At 73.7% G+C, this 23,690-nt stretch carries 23 protein-coding genes; 11 read left to right on the forward strand and 12 right to left on the reverse strand.

What is annotated here, in order from left to right:
* Positions 1-255: 255 nt before the first annotated feature.
* A complete protein-coding gene (locus ACF1AL_RS20945; protein ID WP_366838539.1) occupies positions 256-558 on the reverse strand; it encodes a DUF4235 domain-containing protein in 303 nt (100 codons plus the stop codon).
* A gap of 57 nt (positions 559-615) precedes the next feature.
* Complete coding sequence (locus ACF1AL_RS20950; RefSeq protein ID WP_391700182.1) at positions 616-1,635, reverse strand: glutathione S-transferase family protein; 1,020 nt, start codon at positions 1,633-1,635, stop codon at positions 616-618.
* A gap of 127 nt (positions 1,636-1,762) precedes the next feature.
* On the opposite strand from ACF1AL_RS20950, the gene ACF1AL_RS20955 reads away from it, so the two are divergent.
* Complete coding sequence (locus ACF1AL_RS20955; protein WP_366838541.1) at positions 1,763-2,746, forward strand: cation diffusion facilitator family transporter; 984 nt, start codon at positions 1,763-1,765, stop codon at positions 2,744-2,746.
* A gap of 131 nt (positions 2,747-2,877) precedes the next feature.
* On the opposite strand, the gene ACF1AL_RS20960 is transcribed toward ACF1AL_RS20955, so the two are convergent.
* Positions 2,878-3,321, reverse strand: a complete 444-nt coding sequence (locus ACF1AL_RS20960) for a nitroreductase family deazaflavin-dependent oxidoreductase (RefSeq protein WP_366838542.1) — start codon at positions 3,319-3,321, stop codon at positions 2,878-2,880.
* 274 nt (positions 3,322-3,595) lie between these two features.
* Here ACF1AL_RS20960 and ACF1AL_RS20965 point away from each other — a divergent pair, with 274 nt between their 5' ends.
* Together ACF1AL_RS20965 and ACF1AL_RS20970 are read left to right on the forward strand one after the other, a co-directional pair.
* Positions 3,596-4,807, forward strand: a complete 1,212-nt coding sequence (locus ACF1AL_RS20965; RefSeq protein ID WP_386419229.1) for a cytochrome P450 — start codon at positions 3,596-3,598, stop codon at positions 4,805-4,807.
* Between the two features lie 20 nt (positions 4,808-4,827).
* A complete protein-coding gene (locus ACF1AL_RS20970; protein WP_366838653.1) occupies positions 4,828-5,028 on the forward strand; it encodes a ferredoxin in 201 nt (66 codons plus the stop codon).
* Positions 5,029-5,109: 81 nt separating this feature from the next.
* Here the strand turns inward: ACF1AL_RS20970 and ACF1AL_RS20975 are convergent, their stop codons facing one another.
* Positions 5,110-5,661: a TetR/AcrR family transcriptional regulator gene (locus ACF1AL_RS20975; RefSeq protein WP_391826859.1), complete on the reverse strand. Its 552-nt coding sequence runs from the start codon at positions 5,659-5,661 to the stop codon at positions 5,110-5,112.
* Between the two features lie 175 nt (positions 5,662-5,836).
* Here ACF1AL_RS20975 and ACF1AL_RS20980 point away from each other — a divergent pair, with 175 nt between their 5' ends.
* Together ACF1AL_RS20980 and ACF1AL_RS20985 are read left to right on the forward strand one after the other, a co-directional pair.
* Positions 5,837-6,295: a nuclear transport factor 2 family protein gene (locus ACF1AL_RS20980; protein ID WP_366838544.1), complete on the forward strand. Its 459-nt coding sequence runs from the start codon at positions 5,837-5,839 to the stop codon at positions 6,293-6,295.
* A gap of 124 nt (positions 6,296-6,419) precedes the next feature.
* On the forward strand, positions 6,420-7,388 hold the full coding sequence (locus ACF1AL_RS20985) for an aldo/keto reductase (RefSeq protein WP_391700191.1): 969 nt from the start codon (positions 6,420-6,422) through the stop codon (positions 7,386-7,388).
* 49 nt (positions 7,389-7,437) lie between these two features.
* On the opposite strand, the gene ACF1AL_RS20990 is transcribed toward ACF1AL_RS20985, so the two are convergent.
* Together ACF1AL_RS20990 and ACF1AL_RS20995 are read right to left on the reverse strand one after the other, a co-directional pair.
* Positions 7,438-8,145, reverse strand: a complete 708-nt coding sequence (locus ACF1AL_RS20990; protein WP_391826861.1) for a DUF4232 domain-containing protein — start codon at positions 8,143-8,145, stop codon at positions 7,438-7,440.
* A gap of 50 nt (positions 8,146-8,195) precedes the next feature.
* Entirely contained in the window at positions 8,196-10,586 is a 2,391-nt protein-coding gene (locus ACF1AL_RS20995; protein ID WP_391826863.1) for a SpoIIE family protein phosphatase, read from the reverse strand.
* Positions 10,587-10,858: 272 nt separating this feature from the next.
* Here ACF1AL_RS20995 and ACF1AL_RS21000 point away from each other — a divergent pair, with 272 nt between their 5' ends.
* The 4 genes from ACF1AL_RS21000 to ACF1AL_RS21015 all read left to right on the forward strand — a co-directional run bounded on the left by ACF1AL_RS21000 (position 10,859) and on the right by ACF1AL_RS21015 (position 16,748).
* The gene (locus ACF1AL_RS21000; RefSeq protein WP_391826865.1) at positions 10,859-13,960 is read left to right on the forward strand and encodes a glycoside hydrolase family 2 TIM barrel-domain containing protein; all 3,102 of its coding nucleotides are present in this window, start codon (positions 10,859-10,861) and stop codon (positions 13,958-13,960) included.
* 131 nt (positions 13,961-14,091) lie between these two features.
* The gene (locus tag ACF1AL_RS21005) at positions 14,092-14,334 is read left to right on the forward strand and encodes a hypothetical protein (protein ID WP_366838549.1); all 243 of its coding nucleotides are present in this window, start codon (positions 14,092-14,094) and stop codon (positions 14,332-14,334) included.
* A gap of 3 nt (positions 14,335-14,337) precedes the next feature.
* On the forward strand, positions 14,338-14,715 hold the full coding sequence (locus tag ACF1AL_RS21010) for a toxin Doc (protein ID WP_366838550.1): 378 nt from the start codon (positions 14,338-14,340) through the stop codon (positions 14,713-14,715).
* A gap of 443 nt (positions 14,716-15,158) precedes the next feature.
* Positions 15,159-16,748 carry an RICIN domain-containing protein gene (locus ACF1AL_RS21015; RefSeq protein WP_391818216.1) on the forward strand — a complete coding sequence of 530 codons (1,590 nt, stop codon included), beginning with the start codon at positions 15,159-15,161 and terminating at the stop codon, positions 16,746-16,748.
* An 80-nt stretch (positions 16,749-16,828) separates the two neighbouring features.
* Here the strand turns inward: ACF1AL_RS21015 and ACF1AL_RS21020 are convergent, their stop codons facing one another.
* The 4 genes from ACF1AL_RS21020 to ACF1AL_RS21035 all read right to left on the reverse strand — a co-directional run bounded on the left by ACF1AL_RS21020 (position 16,829) and on the right by ACF1AL_RS21035 (position 19,963).
* Positions 16,829-17,284, reverse strand: a complete 456-nt coding sequence (locus tag ACF1AL_RS21020) for a hypothetical protein (RefSeq protein WP_391658601.1) — start codon at positions 17,282-17,284, stop codon at positions 16,829-16,831.
* 27 nt (positions 17,285-17,311) lie between these two features.
* On the reverse strand, positions 17,312-17,767 hold the full coding sequence (locus tag ACF1AL_RS21025; RefSeq protein WP_391700207.1) for an SHOCT domain-containing protein: 456 nt from the start codon (positions 17,765-17,767) through the stop codon (positions 17,312-17,314).
* Positions 17,768-17,887: 120 nt separating this feature from the next.
* Positions 17,888-19,240 (reverse strand): hypothetical protein, encoded by a 1,353-nt coding sequence (locus ACF1AL_RS21030; protein ID WP_391700210.1) that lies wholly within the window; start codon positions 19,238-19,240, stop codon positions 17,888-17,890.
* A gap of 24 nt (positions 19,241-19,264) precedes the next feature.
* The gene (locus ACF1AL_RS21035; RefSeq protein WP_391818214.1) at positions 19,265-19,963 is read right to left on the reverse strand and encodes an HdeD family acid-resistance protein; all 699 of its coding nucleotides are present in this window, start codon (positions 19,961-19,963) and stop codon (positions 19,265-19,267) included.
* A 196-nt stretch (positions 19,964-20,159) separates the two neighbouring features.
* Here ACF1AL_RS21035 and ACF1AL_RS21040 point away from each other — a divergent pair, with 196 nt between their 5' ends.
* Positions 20,160-20,789: an ion channel gene (locus tag ACF1AL_RS21040; protein ID WP_391818212.1), complete on the forward strand. Its 630-nt coding sequence runs from the start codon at positions 20,160-20,162 to the stop codon at positions 20,787-20,789.
* Positions 20,786-22,192, forward strand: a complete 1,407-nt coding sequence (locus ACF1AL_RS21045) for a DUF2252 domain-containing protein (RefSeq protein WP_391818210.1) — start codon at positions 20,786-20,788, stop codon at positions 22,190-22,192. The genes ACF1AL_RS21040 and ACF1AL_RS21045 overlap by 4 nt, the downstream gene beginning before the upstream one ends.
* 640 nt (positions 22,193-22,832) lie before the next feature.
* Here the strand turns inward: ACF1AL_RS21045 and ACF1AL_RS21050 are convergent.
* Positions 22,833-23,030, reverse strand: coding sequence for a hypothetical protein (locus ACF1AL_RS21050; RefSeq protein ID WP_391818209.1), 198 nt, complete (start codon positions 23,028-23,030; stop codon positions 22,833-22,835).
* A 121-nt stretch (positions 23,031-23,151) separates the two neighbouring features.
* The gene (locus ACF1AL_RS21055) at positions 23,152-23,682 is read right to left on the reverse strand and encodes a hypothetical protein (RefSeq protein WP_391818207.1); all 531 of its coding nucleotides are present in this window, start codon (positions 23,680-23,682) and stop codon (positions 23,152-23,154) included.
* Between the last annotated feature and the right edge of the window lie 8 nt (positions 23,683-23,690).

Raw genomic sequence — 23,690 nt, forward strand, 5'->3', positions numbered from 1 at the left:
GCGGCCGCGAGCCCGCGGGGACAGGACCGAGCACGGTGGTCCCGCCCGGACAGGGCCGAGCGAGGGCGGTCCGGCCCGGTCAGGGCTGAGCGTGGGCGGGTCCGGTCAGGGCTGAGCGAGGGGGTCACGCCCGGACAGGGCCGACGCCGGCGATCCCGCCTCGGCAGCGCTCAACACAGCGCTCAACGCCGACGCCCGCGACGCGTCAGGCGTCGCGGGCGTCCGGTCACTCGCGCCCGGCGGGCGGGGACGTCGTCAGTCGCGGCCGCCCTTGTCCTGGACCGGCCAGACGCCGGTGGAGCGCTCGATGGCCTTGGCGCCCGTGCGGTCCACGGCGCTGCGCACCGCCGCGAAGATCGCTCCCTGGACCGCGGCGGCGAGCAGGATCTCGCCCCAGCCGCGATCCGGGTCCAGCGCGTCCGGCGCGTCGTCCTCGTGCCGGATCAGCTTCCACGTCTTCTGGAACGCGAGCCCGGCCAGCGCACCGCCGGCCCAGCCGAGCACGAAGCCGACCGGCTTGTAGGCGAGGGGGAGTTTCTTCTTCTTCGTCTTGGCCACGGGGTCTCCTTGAAGGGGATACGCGTCGGGGGACGGCAGGATCGAGGTCGTCGGGCGTCAGGGGCGGCCGCGCGCCGGCACCTCCTCCCCGGGGCGCACCGGCCCGGGCGGCGTGCCGTCCCCGAAGGGCCGCCCGCCCAGGCGCTCGCGGTGATGGGGCGCCAGCCAGCCCTCCAGATCGGGGCCGAGCGGCACGATGCCGGTCGGGTTGATGCCGGAGTGCACCTGGTAGTAGTGCCGCTTGATGTGGTCGAAGTCCACGGTGTCGCCGAACCCGGGGGTCTGGAACAGGTCCCGGGCGTACGCCCACAGCACCTCGTTCTCGGCCAGCTTGAAGCGGTTGCACTTGAAGTGGCCGTGGTAGACGGGGTCGAAACGCACCAGCGTGGTGAACAGCCGGATGTCGGCCTCGGTGATCGTGTCGCCGACCAGGTACCGCTGCCGCTCCAGCCGCGAGGCGAGCTTCTCCAGCCGCTGGAACACGGCCGTGCAGGCCGCCTCGTACTCGTCCTGCCCGGTGGCGAAGCCGGCCCGGTAGACGCCGTTGTTGACGTCCTCGTACACCTCCGCCATCACCGTGTCGATCTCGCGCCGCAGCTTCTGCGGGTACAGGTCCGGCGCCCCCGGGCGGTGCAGTGCCCGCCACTCGGTGGCCAGGTCCAGCGTGATCTGCTGGTAGTCGTTGGTGACCAGCCGCCCGCTGGGCACGTCCACGATCGCGGGCACGCTCACCCCGCCGGGGTAGCCGGTCTCGCGCCGGTCGTAGGCCTCGCTCAGGTAGCGGATGCCCAGCACCGGGTCGCGGCCGCCCTTGTCGAGCGTGAAGCGCCAGCTGCGGTCGTCCTGGATCGGATCGGCGATCGCCATCGACAGGGCGTCCTCCAGGCCGAGCAGGCGCCGCGAGATCACCGCGCGGCTCGCCCACGGGCAGGCCCGGCTGACCACCAGGCGGTAGCGTCCCGCCTCCACCGGCCAGCCGTCACGGCCGTCCGCGGTGATCCGGTCCGCGAAGTGGCTCCGCGACCGGCGGAAGGCCTTGTGGCCGTACGCGCTGTTCCCGTCGCCGTCCCGCCCCATGATCCGCTCCTCTCTCTGCCCTCTCGCTGCCGCCGGGAGGCGGTCTCGTCCCTGACCCTTCCCCGGGTTCCCCGAATCGCGGCTCCGGCACGGTGTGATCCCCCACGACCGGGGCAGTCGGCCCACTGTGAGCGGTACACCCACGCAACGTGACACGGAGCCCACGGCGGACCGCAGGACGCGGGTCACCGTCCTCGTGGCGCTCGCCGCCAACCTCGTCATCGCGGTCGCCAAGGCCGTCGGCGGTCTGCTGGCGGGCTCGCCGGCCCTGCTGTCGGAGGCGGCGCACTCCGTCGCCGACAGCCTGAACGAGGTCTTCCTGCTGGCCGCCCTGCGCCGCAGCCGCCGCCCCGCCGACCGGCGCCACCCTTTCGGCTACGGCAAGGAACGCTTCTTCTGGTCGCTGCTGGCGGCTGTCGGGATCTTCGTGATGGGCGGCTGCTTCTCCTTCTTCCAGGGCGTCGAGGCGCTGCGCAACGGCGCGGAGGAGACGTTCGGCGGCTATGTCGCCGGAATGATCGTGCTGGGCGTGGCCCTCGTCGCCGAGGGCGTCTCGCTGCTGCGGGCCCTGCACCAGGTGCGCCGGCAGGGCGGCCTCGGCGCGGGCATGCGCGACCCGGCGCTGCGCACGGTGGTCGCCGAGGACGGCACGGCGGTGCTCGGCGTGACGCTGGCCCTCGTCGGGATGGCGCTGCACATGGTCACCGGGCAGGTCGTCTACGAGGCCGCCGCCTCCCTCGCCATCGGCGCGCTGCTCGTCTGGGTCGCCTACCGCCTGGGCCGCGAGGCACGCGACCAGCTGATCGGGGAGGCCGCGGACCCGGCGGCGAGCGAGCGGATCCGGCGGCTGCTCGCCGGGCAGCCGGAGATCGACAGCGTGGAAGCCCTGTTCAGCATGAAGACGGGGCTGGACACGGCGCTGGTGGCCGCGCGGATCGACCTGGTGCCGGGGCTGGACAGCGAGCGGGTGGAGGAGGTCGCGGTCCGCATCAAGCGGTCCATCGCCGACGCGGTGCCCGAGGCGACGCAGATCTTCCTCGACGTCACCGACCGGGCCGCCCGCGAGTCGTACGAAAGCCCCGCCGCGACGGGGGAGCGCGGCGGGGCCTGACAGTCAGGTGCCCGGCCGGCGCCGGTCCATGCGCGCCGCGCGGGGATTTTTCCGCGGACTTCGCGGACCACGCGGAGTGCGGGGTGTGCCGACCACGCGGGAACGCGGCGCGCGGGGACCGGCGGCAGGCGTCACCCGGCCGGCTCCAGCACGAACACGGGGATCTCGCGGTCCGTGCGCTCCTGGTAGTCGGCGTACGGGGGATAGGCGGCGACGGCCCGCCGCCACCACTCGGCCTTCTCCTCGCCGGTGACCTCACGTGCCGTCATGTCCCACACGTCCGGGCCGTCGCGCAGCTCGACGTGCGGGTCGGCCTTGAGGTTGTGGTACCAGACGGGGTGCTTCGGGGCGCCGCCCTGGGAGGCGACGAGCGCGTAGCGTCCCTCGTGCTCCACGCGCATCAGCGGGGTCTTGCGGAGCTTGCCGCTCTTCGCGCCCCGGCTGGTGAGGAGGACCACCGGCAGGCCGGTGTCGCGCAGCGTCGTCCCCTTCGTCCCGCCGGAGCTCTCGTAGAGCTCGACCTGCTCGCGCACCCACTGCGTCGGACTGGGTTCGTACTCGCCGTCCAGTGGCATGGACTCGGTCCCTTCGTCGCGTCGTACGGCGTGCTCGTGCCCGGTGCAACACCGGTGCCGCGTGGTTCCTTTCCACCCTGCGCACCGATTGCACCATCCGGGGGAAAGCCGGGGCCGAAACGCCGGGACGGTGGTTCGCCCGAGGGCGCCGGAGCGAAGGGTTCCGGCCAGATCGTCCCCTGCGGCGATGTGGCCGAACTTCGCGTCGCCGCATAGGTGCCCGAGGCATCTAATGAAGATCGGAACGGAGCACCCTTCGTCTGCGAGGTCTTCCATGACGGACGTGACGCAACGGCCGGAACCCGTGGCCTTCCCCCAGGACCGCACCTGCCCCTACCACCCGCCCACCGCCTACGCACCGCTGCGCGCCACCCGGCCCCTGGCCCGGGTCACCCTCCACGACGGCCGGACCGCGTGGCTGGTCACCGGTCACGCCGTCGCCCGCGAGCTCCTCGCCGACCCGCGGCTGTCCACCGACCGCACCCGCCCCGGCTTCCCGACGCCGTCGCCCCGCTTCGCGGCCGGCCGGCACCGCAGGGCCGCGCTGCTGGGCGTGGACGACCCCGAGCACCACGTCCAGCGCCGGATGCTGGTGCCCCGCTTCACCCTCAAACGGGCCAACGAGTTACGGCCCGACATCCAGCGCGTCGTGGACGGCCTGCTGGACGCCATGATCGCGCAGGGCCCGCCCGCCGAGCTGGTGAGCGCCTTCGCGCTGCCCGTGCCGTCGATGGTCATCTGCGCGCTGCTCGGCGTGCCCTACGCCGACCACGAGTTCTTCGAGGAGCAGTCGCGGCGGCTGCTGCGCGGGCCGGGCGTCGAGGACGTGCTCCAGGCCCGCGACCGGCTGGAGGAGTACCTCGGCGACCTGATCGACCGCAAGGCCAAGGAGGAACGGCCCGGCGACGGCGTCCTCGACGAACTGGTCCACCAGCGGCTGCGCACCGGCGAGGTGGACCGCGCGGAGCTGGTCTCACTGGCGATCATCCTGCTCGTCGCGGGGCACGAGACGACCGCCAACATGATCTCCCTGGGCACGTTCACCCTGCTGCGCCACCCCGACCGGCTGGCCGAGCTGCGCGCCGACCCCGGGCTGCTGCCCACCGTGGTCGAGGAACTGCTGCGCATGCTGTCCATCGCCGACGGCCTGGTGCGGCTGGCCACCGAGGACATCGAGGTGGCCGGGACGACGATCCGGGCGGGCGAGGGCGTGCTGTTCGCGACGTCCGTCATCAACCGCGACGAGACGGTCTACGCCGACCCCGACCGCCTGGACTTCGGCCGCTCGGCCCGCCACCACGTGGCCTTCGGCTTCGGCATCCACCAATGCCTGGGGCAGAACCTGGCCCGCGCCGAGCTGGAGATCGCCCTGCGCACCCTCTTCGAACGGCTGCCCGGACTGCGCCTCGCGGTCCCGGCCGAGGAGATCCCCTTCAAGCCCGGCGACACCATCCAGGGGATGCTGGAACTCCCCGTGACCTGGTAAGAGGCTGACGCACCATGCGCATGCACATCGACATCGACAAGGACGTCTGCATCGGCGCCGGCCAGTGCGCCCTCGCCGCCCCCCGCGTCTTCACCCAGGACGACGACGGCTTCAGCACCCTGCTGCCCGGCCACGAGACGGCCACCTCCGACCCGATGGCCCGCGAGGCGGCCCGCGCCTGCCCCGTGAACGCGATCAAGGTCCGCCTGCCGGCGTCCTGACGCACCCGGCCGGGCGGCGAAGACCACCGCCGCCCGGCCTCCCTCGCCCGAGGGCGGCGGAGCCCGAGCGCTCGTGCGGCCTCACCGCGCCCCGACGAGCGTGCGCGCCGCCTCGCGGGCCTCGTCGGCAGGCTCGGCGGAGCCGGTGACACCCGCCGTCACCATCGCGCCCTCGGCGAGCAGGAACAGCTGCCCGGTCAGCGCCGGTGCCAGCCCCGCCGCGGCCACCAGCTCCCCGAGATACGCCCGGAACGCCTGCTGGTGCGCCCGCACCTGCTCCGCCACCGCCTCCGAGGTGGCCCCCAGCTCGCCGTGGGCGTTGATCCAGGCGCAGCCGCGGAAGCCCTCCTCGGCGAACCAGCCGCGCAGCCAGTCGAAGACGGCCAGGATCCGCTCCCGCGGGTCCTCGTGCCGTGCCACGTACGCGGCGAGCCGGCCGCGCCAGCGCGCGTCGCGCCGCTCCAGATACGCCTCCACCAGCCGCTCCTTGGCCGGGAAGAGCTGGTAGAGCCGCTTGAGCGACACCCCGGAGTCGCCGCGGACGTCGTCCATGCCGACGGCCCGCACACCCCGCCGGTAGAACAGCTCCTCCGCGGCGTCCAGGACCCGCGCGCGGGCACTCTCGCTGTCCACGGGCACCGGCCCCCCTCCTTGGGACGACAAGGCGTCGAACGCCGTGGCGGCGGACGGCACGACACGGCAAAGGGCCGCACCACCACGGACGTTGACCTGAGAACGATCGTTCTCTAGGTTAGCCGACCAGATGGAGAACGCCCGTTCTCCGGTGTCGTCCCGCCGAGGAGAGACCATGGCCGAGCGCCCGCCCCTGCCGCCCTTCACCCGCGAGAGCGCCGCCCGGAAGGTGCAGGCCGCCGAGGACGCCTGGAACACCCGGGACCCGCACAAGGTCGCCCTCGCCTACTCCGAGGACTCCGTCTGGCGCAACCGCGACACCTTCCTCACCGGCCGGGAGGAGATCGTCGCGTTCCTCACCGCCAAGTGGCAGCGCGAACGGGACTACGCCCTGCGCAAGGACCTGTGGGCCTTCGACGGCAACCGCATCGCCGTCCGCTTCCAGTACGAGTGCCACGACGCCGGCGGCCAGTGGTGGCGCTCCTACGGCAACGAGCTGTGGGAGTTCGACGAGCACGGCCTGATGACCCGGCGCGAGGCGAGCATCAACGACGTGCCGATCGAGGAGCACGAGCGGCGCATCCACGGCCCCCGCCCGCACGGCGAGCGGGGCGCCGGCTTCCCGCTGCGCTGACCCCCCTCTTCGCCGGGAGCGGGCCGGCCGCCCCGTGTTCGCCACCCGGACGAACCGATCTTCGAGTGCGCACGAACGCCTAGGCTCGGGCCGTCAGCCGCCGACCAAGGCAGGAGCAGCAACGATGCAGTACGTGAAGCTCGGTTCCACAGGTCTGGACGTCTCCCGGATCTGCCTGGGCTGCATGACCTACGGCGTGCCCGACCGGGGCACGCACGAATGGACCCTGGACGAGGAGGCCTCCCGGCCGCTGATCCGTCAGGCCCTGGACGCCGGGATCACCTTCTTCGACACCGCGAACGTCTACTCCGACGGCACCAGCGAGGAGATCGTCGGCCGGGCGCTGAAGGACTTCGCCCGCCGCGACGAGATCGTCCTCGCCACCAAGGTGCACGGCCGGATGCGCCCCGGCCCGAACGGCGGCGGGCTCTCCCGCAAGGCGATCATGACCGAGATCGACCACAGCCTCAGCCGTCTCGGCACCGACTACGTCGACCTGTACCAGATCCACCGCTGGGACCCGCACACGCCGATCGAGGAGACGATGGAGGCGCTGCACGACGTCGTCAAGGCGGGCAAGGCGCGCTACATCGGGGCGAGTTCGATGTACGCCTGGCAGTTCTCCAAGGCCCAGTACACGGCCGAACGGCACGGCTGGACCAGGTTCGTGTCGATGCAGAACCACTACAACCTCCTCTACCGCGAGGAGGAGCGCGAGATGCTGCCGCTCTGCGCCGACCAGGGCGTGGGCGTGCTGCCGTGGAGCCCGCTGGCCCGCGGCCGGCTCACCCGTGACTGGGGGACGGTCACCGGCCGCAGCACCACCGACAACTTCGGCAGCACCCTCTACCAGGAGGGCGACCGTGCCGTCGTCGAGGCCGTCACCCGTATCGCCGGGGAGCGGGGCGTGCCGCGCGCCCAAGTGGCCCTCGCCTGGCTGCTCCACCAGGACACGGTGACCGCGCCGATCATCGGCGCGTCCAAGCCGCAGCACCTCGACGACGCGGTGGCCGCCGTCGAACTGCGGCTGACGGACAAGGAGATCGAGGAACTCCAGGCGCCGTACCAGCCGCACCCGGTCGCCGGTCACTGACCCGCCGGTCACTGAACCCCGGACGCCGACCCGCCGGACGCGGCGTCCGCTACGCGCCGGTGCCCGGGGCGAGGGCCGTGAGGGACACCGTGGAGGCGTTGCCGCCGACCGGTACCTCGCCGCCCTGCCACGCCACACGCAGCGGCTGCCGCTCGTCCGGCGGGGTGACCAGCAGGGCGGCCGGGGTCGCCGTACGGGCCTCGCTGACCTCGGGGTTGGAGAAGCTCAGCCCCGCCCAGGCGCTGCGGCCCGGGGCCAGGGTGACCCGCGCCGGGGTGGTGCCGTCGGCGCGCCGCGGGTCCGGGCCGAGCTGCTTGCCGGAGGCGTCGACGAACGCGGCGCCCGGGAAGCCGTACACCGTGCAGGTGTGCGAGGAGACGTTGGTCAGGACGACGGGGAAGTTCTCCTGCCCGGCTCCCGGGTTCTCCCGGCCGACGGAGGCCCGCAGGTCGGCGGTGTGGCAGCGGGAGGAGGCCGCGGGCCGCGCGGACGTGCCGCCCGGCTCCCTGGGCGCGGCGGAGCCCGCGCGGGTCGCCCCGCCGGACGCCGTCGCTCCCGGACCCGTCGGTCCGCCCGGGTCCGCGGCCCCCGGTCCGGTCGTCGCGGTGGTGCCGGCGGTCGGAGCGGCTGACGCCGTCGGCGGCGGGGACGCGGTGGTCGCGACCGTGCCGCCGTCACCGCCGCCGCAGGCGGTCAGCGCGCCGGCCGCGGCGAGCGCGCTCAGGAGCAGAACGGGACAACGCGTGTACGAGGCCATGCCGGACGTCTGCCCGGGCCGCGCGGCCGCGATGCGGGGCCCGCGCGGCTTCACTCGGTCGGTCCCGCCTCCAGCAGCGCCAACTCCGCCCAGATCGTCTTGCCTTCGGCGGTGTGCCGACTGCCCCAGCGCTGGGTGAGCTGGGCGACCAGCAGCAGCCCGCGCCCGCCCTCGTCCCAGGTCTTCGCCCGGCGCAGGTGCGGTGCGCTGTGGTTGGTGTCGGACACCTCGCAGATCAAGGTGGTGTCGTCGTGGATCAGCCGCAGCCGGATGGGCGGGGCGCCGTACCGGATGGCGTTGGTGACCAGCTCGCTGACCACCAGTTCGGCGGTGAAGGTCGTGTCGCTCATCGACCAGGCCGCCAGCTGGTCGACGACCTGCTTGCGGATCGGGGCGACCAGCGACGGGTCGGCGGGGATGTCCCAGGTGGCCACCTGGGACGCCGGCAGTCCCTGGGTGCGCGCCAGCAGCAGCGCCACGTCGTCGGCGGCCCCGCCCGGCGGCAGCAGCGAGTGCAGCACGTGGTCGCAGGCCTGGTCGAGGGAGGCCGCCTCGGCCTCCAGCGCGTCGCACAGCAGCCGGTGCCCGGCGTCGGCGTCCCGCTCCCGCGACTCGATCAGCCCGTCCGTGTAGAACGCCAGCACGCTGCCTTCCACGAGGTCCAGCTCCGTGCACTCGAACGGCAGCCCGCCCACGCCCAGCGGGGGACCGGAGGGCAGGTGCACCCGCCGCGCGGGGCCGCCCGGCGGGATCAGCACGGGCGGCGGATGCCCGGCGCGGGCCAGGGTGCAGCGCCGTGAGACTGGGTCGTACACGGCGTACAGGCAGGTCGCGCCGACCTCGCCGGGGCTGCCCTCGCCGCCCGCCTCCTCCGACAGCCGCAGCACGAGGTCGTCGAGGTGGGTGAGCAGTTCGTCCGGCGGCAGGTCGATGTCGGCGAGCGTGCGCACGGCGGTGCGCAGCCGCCCCATGGTCGCGGAGGCCTGCACCCCGTGCCCGACGACGTCCCCGACGACCAGGGCGACCCGCAGCCCGGACAGCGGGATCACGTCGAACCAGTCGCCGCCCACGCCGGAGCGGGCCGCCGGCAGATAGCGGGAGGCCGCGGTCACGGCGGCGCTGCGCGGCAGGGAGCGCGGCAGCAGGCTGCGCTGCAGGGCGAGGGCGGTCTCGCGTTCGCGGGAGTAGCGGCGGGCGTTGTCGATGCAGACGGCGGCGCGGGCGGTGATCTCCTCCGCGAGCAGCGCGTCGTCCGCGCTGAAGGGGTCCGGGTGACGGAAGCGGTGGAAGACGGCGACCCCGAGGGTGGAGCCGCGGGCCTGCAGCGGCACGGCCATCGTGGAGTGCACGCCGTACTCGTGGAAGGCGCGGTGGCGGCGTTCGTCCCAGGACAGCCACCGCTCCAGGTCGCCGGAGGGCGCCGAGACGACGATGGCCTGGCCCGCGAGCAGCGCCGCGGCCTGCGGCGAGGGCGCCGGGTACTCCTCCGTGGCACCGGCCATGGTCACCGCGCCGGGGGTGCCGGGGTTCACCGAGTGGTGCGCGGCGCGGCGCAGCACGACCGGCGGGGTCAGCCGGGCCGGGGCCTCCCCGCCGTACTGGTCCGGGTCGAGCAGGTCGACGCTGACGAAGTCGGCGAGCACGGGCACGCACACGGCCGCCAGTTCCTGCGCCGTGCGGGAGACGTCGAGGGTGGTGCCGATGCGCACGCTGGCCTCGTTGACCAGTTGCAGCCGCTCGCGGGCCTGGTACTGGTCGGAGAAGTCGTGGGCGGTCACGCACACCCCGCGCACCCGGTCCTCGGCGTCGGTGACCGGGGCCATCCGGGCGAGCCAGGCGCGGGGGCGGCCCGTCCCGCGCAGGCGCAGCCGGGTCTGGACGTCACGCGGGCGGCCGGTGGTGAGCACCTCCACGAGCTGGCGTTCCAGCTCCTCGGTCGGCGGGGTGCCGCCGAGCTCGGCGAGTCTGAGGCCGCGCACCCGCTCCTCGGGCAGCCCGACCAGCTCGGCCATGGCGTCGTTCATCCGGTGCAGCAGCAGCCGCTCGTCGAACAGCGCGAGCGCGCACGGGGACTGCACGAGCGCCGCCGAGTCCAGCGGATCGCCGGGGGAGCGGGGCCCGGCGGCGTCCAGCGGAGCTACCACCAGCCAGTGGCCGGGCGCGTCCTCCCGGGGCTGCTGGTGGTGGGCCAGCACCCACACCTCGACCGTACGGCCGTCGCGGTGGCGCAAAGTGACCGTCCCGTGCCGACGGGAACCCTCCGCGGGCAGGGAGACGCCCGCCGCGTCCGCCAGCAGCCTGGCCGCGGGCCGGCCCACGACGTCCCCGGCGGGCCAGCCCAGCAGCCGGGCCGCACCGGCGTTCCACCCGGTCAGCGTGCCGTCGTCGGCGATGACGGCCCGGGCCGTCGCGGCATCGTCGAACGGGTAGTCCGGGCTCATCCTCGCCACTCCATTGCGCACACTCACAGTGAACGGTGTGTCACTCGGTTCCAGAGTAGTGCGTCCCCGCTTCCGGTGGTCGGGAACCCCCGGCGCTTTCTGTCGCCGGCGGGCCGAGGGCAAGGGCGAATCCGGCCGAGATCGGACGGTGGGACGTCCGGAATGGAAAGCGGTTGCCGAACTCTTGACGCCCGCCTGTGGCGCGCCGTCAGAATCTGTTCGATCCCGCGTAGTTGTGTGTACTCGTGGGGCACTATGAGGGAGGAGCCGTCGTGTCGGTCACTCGGAGATCGGTCCTGATCGCCTCCGCGGGCGTGCCCGCGACCGGGGCGCTGCTGGGCGCGGGCCCGGCACCGGCCCTGGCGGCGGCCCCGGACGCGGCCGGCCGGGCCATCGTCCCGCTGAGGGACGGCTGGCGCTTCGCGCTGGTGAACCCGGGCGGCCTCACCGACCCGACCGGCGCCTACGCCGCCGCGGCCGACCCCGGATACGACGACTCGGGGTGGCGCCGGGTGGCCGTACCGCACGACTGGAGCATCGAGCAGACGCCCACCACCGAACACGGCACCACCAGCGGCACCGGCTTCCTGCCCGGCGGACTCGGCTGGTACCGCCTGCCCTTCACCCTGCCCGCGGCATATGCGGGCCGCAGGATCGCGGTCGAGTTCGACGGCGTCTACATGGACTCCCGCGTGTACTGCAACGGCACCGAGGTGGGCTGCCACCCCTACGGCTACACGGGTTTCGCGTGCGACCTCACCGACCTGGTGCACACCGACGGCCGGACGCCGAACGTCCTCGCCGTCGAGGTGCGCAACCAGTTGCCCAGCAGTCGCTGGTACTCCGGCAGCGGCGTCTACCGCGAGGCCCGCCTGGTCGTCACCGAGCCGGTGCACGTCGCCCGCTGGGGCACGTACGTCACCACCCCGGAGGTCACCGCCGGGCACGCCCTGGTGCGGGTGGCCACGGACGTGGTGAACGCCTCCGGCGCCCCCGCCGAGGTCGAGGTGGTCTCCCGCATCACCGACCCGCACGGCCGCACCGTCGCCCGTACGGCGTCCACCGCCCACGTGACGGCAGAACACACCGAGACGCATGAACTGACCGTCCCCGCACCGCTGTTGTGGGACTTCGCCACCCCCGGGCACCGCTACGCCCTGCACACCGAGCTGCGGGTCGCGGGCCGTACGACGGACATCTGCCGCACCCCCTTCGGCATCCGCACGTTCCGCTTCGACCCGGACGAGGGCTTCCACCTCAACGGCGTCCACACCAAGATCAAGGGCGTCGACCTCCACCACGACCTCGGCGCGCTCGGCGCTGCCGTGCACATCGACGCGATCCGCCGGCAGCTGACGATCATGAAGTCGATGGGCGTCAACGCCCTGCGCACCTCGCACAACCCGCCCGCGCCCGAGGTGATCCGGGTCTGCGAGGAACTGGGCATCGTGATGATGGTGGAGGCGTTCGACTGCTGGCGCACCGGCAAGAACCGCTACGACTACGGCCGGTTCTTCGACGAGTGGTGCGAGAGGGACGCCGCCGAGATGGTCCGCGCGGCGCGCAACTCGCCCGCCGTGGTGCTGTGGTCCATCGGCAACGAGATCCCCGACTCCACCTCCACCGCCGGCCTCGCGATGGCCGACCGGATCATCGCCGCGATCCGCGCCGCCGACGCCACGCGCCCGCTGGTCATCGGCTCCGACAAGTACCGCCGGCTGCCCGCCAAGGGCTCCGCCGCCGACCTGATGCTGGCCAAGCTCGACGGGCTCGGCCTGAACTACAACACGGCCCAGTCGGTGGACGCCCTGCACGCCGCCTACCCGCACCTGTTCCTCTTCGAGTCCGAATCGTCGTCGGAGACCTCCACCCGCGGCGCGTACCAGGAGCCGGAGCACCTCAACACCGGCGAGAACCACACGCCGGGGAAGCGGGCGACCTCCTCCTACGACAACAACCTCGCCTCCTGGACGATGAGCGGCGAGTACGGCCACAAGAAGGACCGCGACCGCAAGTGGTTCGCGGGGCAGTTCCTGTGGTCCGGCATCGACTACATCGGCGAGCCGACGCCGTACGACGTCTTCCCGGTCAAGGCGTCCTTCTTCGGCGCGGTCGACACGGCCGGCTTCCCGAAGGACATGTACCACCTCTTCCGCAGCCAGTGGACGAGCGAGCCGATGGTCCATCTGCTCCCGATGAGCTGGAACCACCGGGCGGGGGAGACGGTCGAGGTGTGGGCCTACGCCAATGTCGACACCGTCGAGCTGTTCCTGAACGGCGAGTCCCTGGGCGTGCGGAAGTTCGACCGGAAGAAGACCGTCGACGGCCGGGAGTACCTGGAGACGACCGAGCCCACCGGCGACGACAAGACCGTCACCGGCGGCCCCTTCCCGGGCAGTTACACCAGCCCCAACGGCAGCGCGGGCAAGCTCCACCTCACCTGGAAGGTGCCCTTCAGGCCGGGTGAGCTGAAGGCGGTCGCCCGCCGGGACGGCCGCGTCGTCGCCACGGACGTGCTGCGCACCGCGGGGGAGCCGCACGCGGTGCGGCTGACCGCCGACCGCACGTCCCTGGCCGCAGACGGCCGGTCCCTGGTGTTCGTCACCGCCGAGATCGTCGACGCCCGCGGGGTGGTCGTGCCCGACGCCGGGCACCTGATCTCCTTCGAGGTCGCCGGGGGCTCCCTGGCCGGCCTGGACAACGGCCGTCAGGAGAGCGCCGAGCGCTACCAGGCAAGCACCCGCACCGCCTTCCACGGCAAGGCACTCGCCATCGTCCGCGCGGGCACCGAGCCCGGCGCCCTGAAGGTCACCGCCCGCGTGGACGGACTGCGCACCGGTACCGCCACCGTGCGCGCCACGCCGGCCCGCTCGGCGGCCACCACCCCGCCCGCCGCCTTCGCACCGGACTTCCCGGCGCCGCCCGCCTACCCGTCCGCGGACGCGAGCTACTCCGGGCGCCCCGACACGCTGCCCGCCGCGATGCTCGACGGCGACCCGGCGACCGGCTGGTCCAACGGCTTCAGCAAGGCCGCCACCGCCCTGCTGCCCGCGTTCGGCGGGGCCCGCGCCGAGGACTGGGTGTCGGTGGACTGGGGGCGCCCGCGGACCGTCGACCGCGTGGAGGTGTCCTTCACCGTCGACGCCACGCACAGCCTGCCGGGCGCTGTGACGGCCGACGTCTTCGACGGGCGGCGCTGGCGGCCCGTCACGGGCCTGCGCGTCGACCGGTCCGGCGGCGCCGACGCCCCGACCGTCGTCGCCTTCGACCCCGTCCGCGCCTCCCGCCTCCGGCTGACGCTGACCAGCGCCCACCCTGGGGAGCCCTCCGGAGCGGTACGGATCAGCCGGCTCGCGGTGCCGGGGGTGGTGTAGGCGGCGGGCGGTGCCCCGGAGTGCGGCGTGCGCCCGGCCGGGCGCACGCCGCGTCTCCTGCCGGTACCAGCACGCCTCCCCTCCCACCTGCGGATATTTACGCGTGAGTACCCGGGCGGTACCGTGAGGGCATGCCAGCTCTGAATGTGGAGTTCAGCGAGCGCGAGCTAGAGGACCTGCGGCAGATCGCCAAGGAGCGCGGTACGTCGATGAAGGCGCTCGTGCGGGAGGCGGCCGCCGCCGACATCGCCCGGCACCGCGCGCTCAAGGAGGGCGCGGAGGCCTTCCGGAGGTTCTTCACCACCCATGCCGAGGAGTTCGCCACCGCCTTCCCCGACGACGAACCGCCGGCGGGCGAGGGGCGGGTCGCCTGAGCGATGGCATCCGTCGTCCACATCGACGTCCCCTGGCTGCTGCAACGGCACGAGGAAGTCCTCCCCGAGCAGCCCACCATCAACGACTTCTCCGCGCTCGTCGCCGCCGTCGCCCGGCACCGGGTCGACCCGCCGCGGCTGGGCGTCGACTCCGACGCCGCGTGGCGGGCGGCCGCCCTGCTGCACACCCTCGCCGTGCTCAAGCCGCTGCCCTCGGCCAACGCCCGTTTCGCCTGCGCCACGGCCGTCGCCTACATGTTCGTCAGCGGTGCCGGCATCGATCCGCCCTACGGCGCGCTGGTCGACCTCGCCCGCGACCTGATGTCCGGCAAGGCCGATGTCTACCGCGCCGCCGACCGCCTGCGCGCCTGGCAGATCTGACCCTCCGGGCCGCCGGCCGAGGGCGGGAGGAGCAAGGCCGGCGGCCGTCTCGCGCAGGAGAGCCGCCGTCCTGCGCGGGGCCTCCGAGGAAGGGCCGTGACCAGTGGACTACGGCGCGTGGTGGGGCGGGAGCGTGCGTGCCGTACGGGACTGTGCGCGGGATTCACACGGGGCGCGGTTCTCCGGAAAACGGCGCAATTCCGTGTGCGGCTCCCGTCCGCGGCCGAAAACGCTTGCTGCCGGAAACGCTTCGGCACACGCCCCGATCTGACTTTCTTTCAAAGGCGGGGAGCCGACTCCGCGCGGCTTGTTGCCCGCAAGTCGGGTATGCAAGGCTGAGCGCTTCCCGCGCGCGCCGGAAAGGGCAGGCCAGGTGCGCGCTCTTTTGCGGCGCGCGGCGATCGATGTGTTGCTCCCAGCGCGTGGGAAGGAATCCGCTCACCGTGCCCACCCCCCACCCCTCTCGTCCGCTCTTTCCGCCTCCTGGCGGTGATGCCCCGGACGAATCCGACGAGGCGCTCGCCCTCCGGGCCCGCGGCGGCCCCGACGACGACGTCGCCCAGGCCACGGCGCTGCTGATGGCGCGGCACTGGCAGCCGGTGCACGACTACGCCGTCATCTGCCTGGCCACGTCCGCGCAGGTCGCGGCGATGGTGACGGCGGCCGCGTTCCACCAGGTGCTCGACCGGCTCACGCTGGGCGAGCCGGCCGCCGCGCTGCGCCCGCGACTGCTGCTGGCCGTGCGGGGCACGGTGCGGCAGTGGGCGGCGGCCGAGCGAATAACCGGCGTTCTGCCGCAGTTGGACAAACCCGCGGGCGGCCGCGGAATGCGCGTCGCCAAGTACATGACACCCGAAAACCGCCGGCTGGCCGAACGGGCATTCCACGTCCTTCCCGCCGAGGCCCAGTGCCTGCTGTGGCACATCGACGTCGAGGCCGAGCCGGCAACGGTTCCCGCCGCCCTGCTCGGCATGACCGAGGAAGCCGCGGCGGCCGCTTACCAGGACGCCCGGGAAAAACTCCGCGAGGGCTGTGTGCGCGCCCATCGCGAACTCGCCCCGACCCCGGAGTGCCGCCACCACAACCGTCTCCTCGACGTCCCCATCCGCCGCGGCGGCGGCCTGCTCCCGGAGGTGCGCCGGCACCTCGCGCAGTGCCGGCACTGCCGCGCGGCCGCCGACCAACTGGGCCACTTCGACGGCGCGTTGGGCACCCTGCTCGCCGAGGCCGTGCTCGGCTGGGGCGCCCGCCGCTACCTCGACTCCCGCCCCGGCCGCACGGGCCGCTCCCGGGCCGCCGCCCGGCACCGCGGCCGGCGTCCCGGGCGCCGCCCGCTGCCCGGCGCCCGCTCCCCGCGCACCCTGCTCACCGTCGGGCTCGCCTCCGCCGGCGTCCTGACGACGCTGCTCGCCGCCGGGGTGTGGTCCGACGACGGACACGGCACCGGACCCGCCGCCTCCGCCGCGGCCACCACCACCCGCTCGCCCGCCGCCGGCGCCTCGCTGCCGCCCGCCGTCTCCAGCGCCCCGCCCGGCGCGGACCGGTTGCCGACCGGGCCCCGGCGCACGCGCCTGCGCAACGTGGCCGCCGACCTGTGCCTCGACATCCGCGGCCAGGCCGTCGCCGGGGCCCAGGTCCAGCTCGGGGTGTGCTCCTCGGCCTGGACCCAGCAGTGGTCGTACGAGGACGACGGGCTGCTGCGCAGCGTGGCCGCGCCGCGGCTGTGCCTGGACTCGCACGCCGACGCGGGCGTGGTCATCCTCGGCGCCTGCGCGGCCCCCGGCGACGGGCGCGCCGACGACGTGCGCTACGACCTCACCGTGCGCGGCGAGCTGCTGCCGCGCTGGGACGAGACCCTGGCCCTGGCCACGGTGTCCCCGGACCCCGGTGCCGACGTCGTCGTCCAGGTCCGCGACGGGTCCGACGCCCGCCGCTGGCGCACCGACACCCCGGCGGCCACCCCGGGCTCCCTGTCGATCGCCCGGCCGGGCGGCCCCGGGGACCGCGGGGCTGTGCCGCCCGAGCGCGCATGAGCGGGCACCGGCGAGACCTCCGTCGTCTCGCCGGTGCCCCGGGGCCGGCGTCCCGCGCCCCGTGCCTCACACGGCGGCTCTCACCTGTCGCCGCGCGGCACGGTGTCGAAGGGATCGCCGAAGTCCTCCTTCCGCGCGACGCACAGGGCCCAGATGACGAACCCCGACATCGCGATCATGATCACCGACCACACCGGGTAGTACGGCAGGGACAGGAAGTTGGCGATGACGACGAAGCCCGCGATGGCCACGCCGACGACCCTCGCCCACGTCGCCGCCTGGAACAGCCCGATGCTGACGATCACGGCGACCACGCCCAGGGCCAGGTGGAGCCAGCCCCAGCCGGTGAGGTCGAACTGGAAGACGTAGTTGCGCGTGGTGAGGAACACGTCGTCCTCGGCGATCCCCATGATGCCGCGGAAGATGTCGAGGATCCCCACGAGGGCGAGCATGACGGCGGCGAAGGTCATCAGGCCGGCGGCCCATGCGTAGGTCGTCGTACTGTGCTGCGCTCGGGGCGCGTGGGTGGCGGTCATGTTTCTGCCTCGCTCGGTGGCCGGCGCTCAGCGCGGGGTGGAGACGGGGGTCGCGCCCGCACCGTCCGGGGTGTGGGCATCGCTCAGCACGACGGCCTTGGCCCGGCGGAACTCCTCGTCGGTGATGTCGCCGCGAGCGCGCATGTCGGACAGCTTGGCGAGCTCGTCGGCGCTGCTCGCACGGGTGCTCTCGCCCGCCGTCTTCTTGATGTACGCATCGAGCTCCGCCTGCTGCGCACGGGCGTGGGCGATCTCCCGGTGCCCCATGCTCTTGCCGCGGGCGATGACGTAGACGAAGACGCCGAGGAAGGGCAGGAGGATGACGAAGACCATCCAGCCGGTCTTGCCCCAGCCGCTCAGCTCGTCGTCACGGATGATGTCGCCGATGATCCGGAAGAGCAGTATGAACCACATGATCCACAGGAAGAACCACAGCATGGTCCAGAACATGCTCAGGAGCGGGTAGTCGTAGGCCAGTTCCATGGGGTGCTCATCTCTCTTCTCGGTTCCGGGCGGGCGTCCTGCCGCCGTCCCCGGTTGTTCTCAGCGTGCACACGCCGGGGCCCGGGGGGCCTCACCCCGGGCGGGTGAAGTCCCGGCCGCTCACGGCCCCGCCCCGTCCGGATGGGCCGCCGCCCGGGCCTGCCCCGCCGCCGCGGCCAGCACGGCGAGGAGGATCAGGACCAGCAGGACCAGGCCGACGACGAGGACCACGGCTCCGACCGTGGGGTAGTTCCACAGGATCAGGGCCAGCGCCCCGCCGCCGATGACGACACCCGTGGTCCACGCCCGGTGTCCCGCCAGCCAGCGGCCGGTCGCGCCGGTGTTCATCCCGGCGTCCCGCAGCGCATGGCCGGCCGCTCCGGTACCGCGCCCGGCCAGGGAGCGCGTCCCCCGGGCCACCCGGCTCGGGCCGTACAGGAACGCGGCAAGCGCCGTGATCACGGCGACCACCAGCAGGGTGCGGGTGCTGTTGCGCAGGAAGCGGATGAAGGTGTCGTAGACCGCCGCTGCGGCGTCCGGTGGCAGCGCCGAGGAGGGCACCGAGTCGAGGTAGACCCGGCGGACGACGGCCAGCCCGACCAGCAGCACGATCATCATCACGCCGACCCCGGACGCCGTGACCAGCAGCATCATGCGGTGCGCGGGAGCGATCCACACGGTGAGCGCGGCGAGGACGATGGTGATCACGGGCAGCCAGACACCCATGATGTCCAGCAGCCGGATCGCGTCCTGCGCCTTGGAGAGCTTGGCGGTCTCGAACAGGGTGATCTGCCGGTCCGGGGTCGGGATGGCGGAGGCCTTCTGGAAGCCCCGGTCGACGAGGCGCTGCTTGACCTGGTCGACGACGGTCCCGAGGTCCAGCGTGATCTTGTCGCCGTGCGCCTGCACGGCCTTGCTCTGGTCCCCGGTCAGCATGCCCACGACGGCCGACTGGGCGCGCCGGTTGGCGCCCACCCACGCCTGCTGGAAGACGTCGCTGGTGACCACCCGGTTCACCACGTCGTGCACGGCGCTCGTCAAGGCGCTGCGCAGCGGCGCGGCCAGAGCGGCGGACTGGCTCACGACGGCGGGCGGCGCCCCCGCGTTCGCCAGCGCCTTGCTCAGCGACGCCGTCACCGCGTCGACGTCCACGTTGTCCACGACGCGGGTGGTCAGACGGTCGGTGACGACGCTCTGCACGGCCGGGTTCTTCGCCAGCGGCGCGACGGTCTGCACATAGCGGTCGGTGTCGGTCACCGTGGAGTCCACCCACGCCGCGACCACGGCCAGCGGGGCGAGCAGCAGGGTGATGATCAGCAGCAGCGACGCCCCGGCGTACCGCGTCTTGCGGTGGCGTACGGCGGCGGCCCGGCGCAGCCGCTTGTAGTCGGCGTGTTCGTCGGCGCTCAGCACCACGTGCTCGCCGGTGTGGGGGCCGGGGTCCGGGGTCGGAGGGGTTGTCTTCGAGGCCATGGGGGACTCCTCGGAGGTCGGGCCCTACGCCGGCGACGGGCCGGGACCTGGCCCGGAGCGCGCCTTGTGCAGGGCGGCCCGCAGCGCCAGCGCGAGCCCCAGTTCGGCCACCCCCAGCAGCACCAGCCACAGCCCGAGCAGCCGGGTCAGAGCGACCGCGGACTCGGAGGGCAGGGCCAGCACCACCACACCCGCGACCACGGCGAGGGCCGCGGCGCCGACGACGAAGCCGCGGTGCGGCATGCCCTTGGCGGCCAGCGCCGCCCACCCGGTCAGCATGCCGGTCACCAGCCACACGGCCCCGGTGATCAGCGACAGCGCGGCGATCGTCTGCAGCGGATGGCGCAGGCACAGCACCCCGGCCAGGACGTACAGCACCGCGATCAGGACGCCCGCGACCCGGTCGCCGTGCTCCCGGGCGAAGGCCGCGACGAACCGGAAGGCGCCCGTGACGACCAGGTACAGCCCGATCAGCACCGCCAGCACGTGCAGTGTCTCGTCCGGCCAGGCCAGGATCAGGATGCCCGGCACCAGCGTCGTCACCGCCGAACCCAGCAGCCAGGTCCAGCGGCCGCCCAGATCGGCCAGCTGCCGTTCGGGATCACCCCGGGCGGGGCCCGCCGCGTCGGTCGGTACCGCGGCGTCCCCGTCCGAGGCGGGCAGCGCCCCGTCGGTCAGCGGTTCGGGTCCGGTGTGGGGTGCCGGACCACGCGATACGGTCATGGCTCCTCCTCGCGTGACGCGGTCAACCACCACCGGACCGCCGACGGGACGGTGTGCGGTGCCCGCACACCGTCCAGCGTTCCGTGCGCGCCCGCACGCCGGGTCACCCCCGGTGGGTGATCCGCGCGCCCCGCCCGACGCGGTGGGCTGGATGCCGGACACCGCCATCGGTCGCGGAGGGACGACGTGCCACGCCATGAGTAGTGATCCAGTCACCGACCGGACCCGGGCTCCCGCGGACGGGGAAGCGGCCGCGCGGACGGACCCGTCGGTGCACGCGGGACGCCTCGCGGCGACCGTCGCCCTCGTCCGTCCCGCGCTCATCGCGGCGACCCTGCTCGCCGCCTACTACCTGCTCCCGCTGGACCAGGACAGCACGGCGCTCACTTCGACGGTGCTCGTGTGCGGGCTGCTCGCGGTGGCGGGGGTGTTCGCCTGGGAGGTGCGGACCATCGTCCGGTCGCCCTACCCGCGATTGAGGGCCGTCGAGGCGCTCGCCGCGACCGTGGTGCTGTTCCTGGTCCTCTTCTCCTGCACCTACTACCTGCTGGAGCGGCACCAGCCCGGCTCCTACAGCGAACCGCTGACCCGGACCGACGCCCTGTACTTCACCCTGACCACGTTCACCACCGTCGGGTTCGGGGACATCACCGCCCGCTCCCAGGTCGGACGCGTGGTGACGATGCTGCAGATGGCCGGCGGACTGGTGCTCTTCGGCGTCGCCGCACGGGTGCTGGCGGCAGCGGTCGAGGCGGGGCTGCGGCGCAAGGGCGAGCGGGCGCAGGAACAGGACCCCGCCCGGAGGGAAACGGAGAGCAAGCCATGACGACGCCGATCAACGCGCACGCCCCCGCCTCGCCGGCCGGCCGAGCGGCCTACGGCCGGGACGCCCGCAAGCGTGCCTCACGGTCCTGCCACGCCTGGTTCGAGACGGGAGACCAGCGTCCGGACCCGGTCGCGGTGCTGGAGGCCCAGTCCGCCACCCGGGTGCCCGAGCTGGTGCCGATCCGCTACGCCCGCATGCTGGAGTCACCGTTCCGCTTCTATCGGGGTGCCGCGTCCCTCATGGCCATGGACCTCGGGGAGATCCCCAACACCGGGCTGCTGGTCCAGCTGTGCGGAGACGCCCACCTGCTGAACTTCCGGCTGCTGGCCTCGCCCGAGCGGCATCTGGTCTTCGACATCAACGACTTCGACGAGACCCTGGCGGGCCCGTTCGAATGGGATGTGAAACGGCTCGCGGCGAGTTTCGCGATCGCGGGCCGGCACAACGGCTTCTCCACCGCGGAACAGGACGGCGCCGTACAGAAGTGCGTGCGGGCGTACCGGACGCGGATGCGGGAGTTCGCCGGCATGCGCACGCTGGACATCTGGTACGCCCAGGACGACGCGGACCGGATGCGCGAGCTGATGGCCTCGTCGTTGAGCAAGGAGGCCAGGCGGCGCGCCGACCGGGCGACGTCCCGGGCCCGCAGCCACACCGACCTGCAGGCCTTCGCCAAGCTCACCCGGGTCACCGCCGCCGGCCGGCGCATCGCGCCCGACCCCCCGCTGATCACCCCCCTGCGCGACCTGTCCGACACCTCCGAGGACGCCCAGGAGAAAGAGCTGCGGACCGTGCTGGAGGCGTACGCGCGGACCCTGTCGTCCGAGCGCCGGCACCTGCTCGGCCGCTTCCGGCTGGTGGACATCGCCCGCAAGGTGGTGGGCGTCGGCAGCGTCGGCACACGCTGCTGGATCCTGCTGCTGCTCGGCAACGACGACGAGGACCCCCTGCTGCTCCAGGCCAAGGAGGCACAGGAGTCGGTGCTGGCCGCGCACACCGGCGGCACGCCCTACGACAACCAGGGCCGGCGGGTGGTGGCGGGACAGCGCCTGATCCAGACGACCAGCGACATCTTCCTCGGCTGGACCCGCGCGAACGGACTCGACCACCGCGGCCGGGACTTCTACGTGCGCCAGCTGCGGGACTGGAAGGGCATCGCCCAGCCGGACTCGATGGACCCGGGCCTGCTGAACCTCTTCGCCCAGCTGTGCGGGGCCAGCCTGGCGCGGGCCCACGCCCGCTCCGGCGACCCCATCGCCATCGCGGCCTACCTGGGCGGCGGCGACCGCTTCGACCGCGCCCTGATCCGGTTCGCGCAGGCCTACGCCGACCAGAACGAACGCGACGCCGAGGCCCTCGCGGCGGCGGCCCGCTCGGGCCGCGTCCAGGTGGCCTCGCTGTGAGGAGGACGCCCCGGGGCGCACGGGAGAGGTGAGGGTCGCGCCCCGGGGGTGAACCGGACCGGTCGTCCGCCCAGGGGCGACCGGACCCGCCGCACGTGCCGCCGCGACCTGCCCACCGCGGCGGCACCGACGTGTCCCGGCCGTGGTGTCCGGGGGCGGGCGAGGTGCCGGGGGCTGGTCCGGTGACGGGGGCAGTGAGGCAGCCGGGCAGCCGCCTGGGCGCGGCCGCCCCTGCGGGCTGGGTTCCCGGCCACCGGTCCGGCGACCGGCGCCGTGAAGCACCAGGGATACAGGGGCGCGGCTGTCGACGCGTGCGAGGAGCCGGCCCGGCGGCCGGGCGTGTCGAGCGGCCCAGCGGCCGGGCGCGTCGAGTGGCCGGCGTCCGCCGGGGCCTCGGGGGGCGAGGAGCCGGAGGGAGCCGGGGCGGGAAGCAGCCGGGGCGGGGTGCGAGAGGCCGGAGGCGCCGGGTGCGCGGAGCAGCCAGGCGGTCGGGGGCTCCGGCGACCGGGCGGCGCGTGAGTCCCTGCGCCGCCAGGCGCGCGCCGACCGTGCGACGCGGCCGGCCCGTGAGGCGCGCCGACCGTGCGGGCGGCCGGCCCGTGAGGCCCGCCGCAGCCGGTCCGCCGCCCCGGCGTCCGGCTCAGTCCGGCAGTTGCCGCATCTCCACCACCCGCAGGCCCAGGGACCGGAAACGGGCCAGCAGACCGTACAGGTGCGCCTCGTCGACGACGGGGCCGTACAGCAGCGTCTGGCCGGAGATCACCACATGCTCCAGCTCGGGGAAGACCCTGGTCAGTGTTTCCGACACATGTCCCTCGACGCGGATCTCATAGCGCATGGGCTGCTCTCTCCTGCCGACGGCCGGTGGCAGTCTTGGTGGAGCTCCGCGTCCCATCGTCCCGCCCCGGAAGGGGCACGGGCCTCACCCGGGACAGGTGACCTCCGGGCCGGTGGGACGCTCAGTGCTTCAGGACCAGCTTGAAGCAGACGATCAGCAGGCCGAGCACCAGGTTGACCGAGGCTGTGAGGACTGTCAGGCGTGCCGACGCTCCGGCCCGCTGTGCCGCGGCCACCGACCACCCCACCTGCCCGGCCACGGCCACGCCGAGCGCCAGCCACGCCGCCCCGGACACGTCCAGCCCGAACAGCGGGCTCACGGCCACCGCCAGGGCCGGCGGCAGGGCGGCCTTCACGATGGTCCACTCGTCCCGGCACACGTGCAGGACGGTGCTCCGGTCCAGGGCGTGCTGTGCCAGCCGGGCGCCGAACAGCTGGGCGTGCACATGCGCCACCCAGAAGGCCACCGCGCTGAGCAGCAGCAGGAGGACCAGCTCCAGCCGGGGCAGGGAGCCGAGGGTCCCGGCGCCGGCCACGACGGAGGCGGCGAGCAGCGAGCCGTAGACGCCACTGGTGTAATCGGCGTGGGCCCGCCGCTCCCTGCGGCGCGCCTTGCGCCGTGCGCGCGCGTCGGTGGGGGCGGATGTGAGCACGAGGGTCT

The sequence above is a fragment of the Streptomyces sp. NPDC014801 genome (genome assembly GCF_043082085.1).
In the GTDB taxonomy this organism is placed as follows: Bacteria; Actinomycetota; Actinomycetes; order Streptomycetales; family Streptomycetaceae; genus Streptomyces.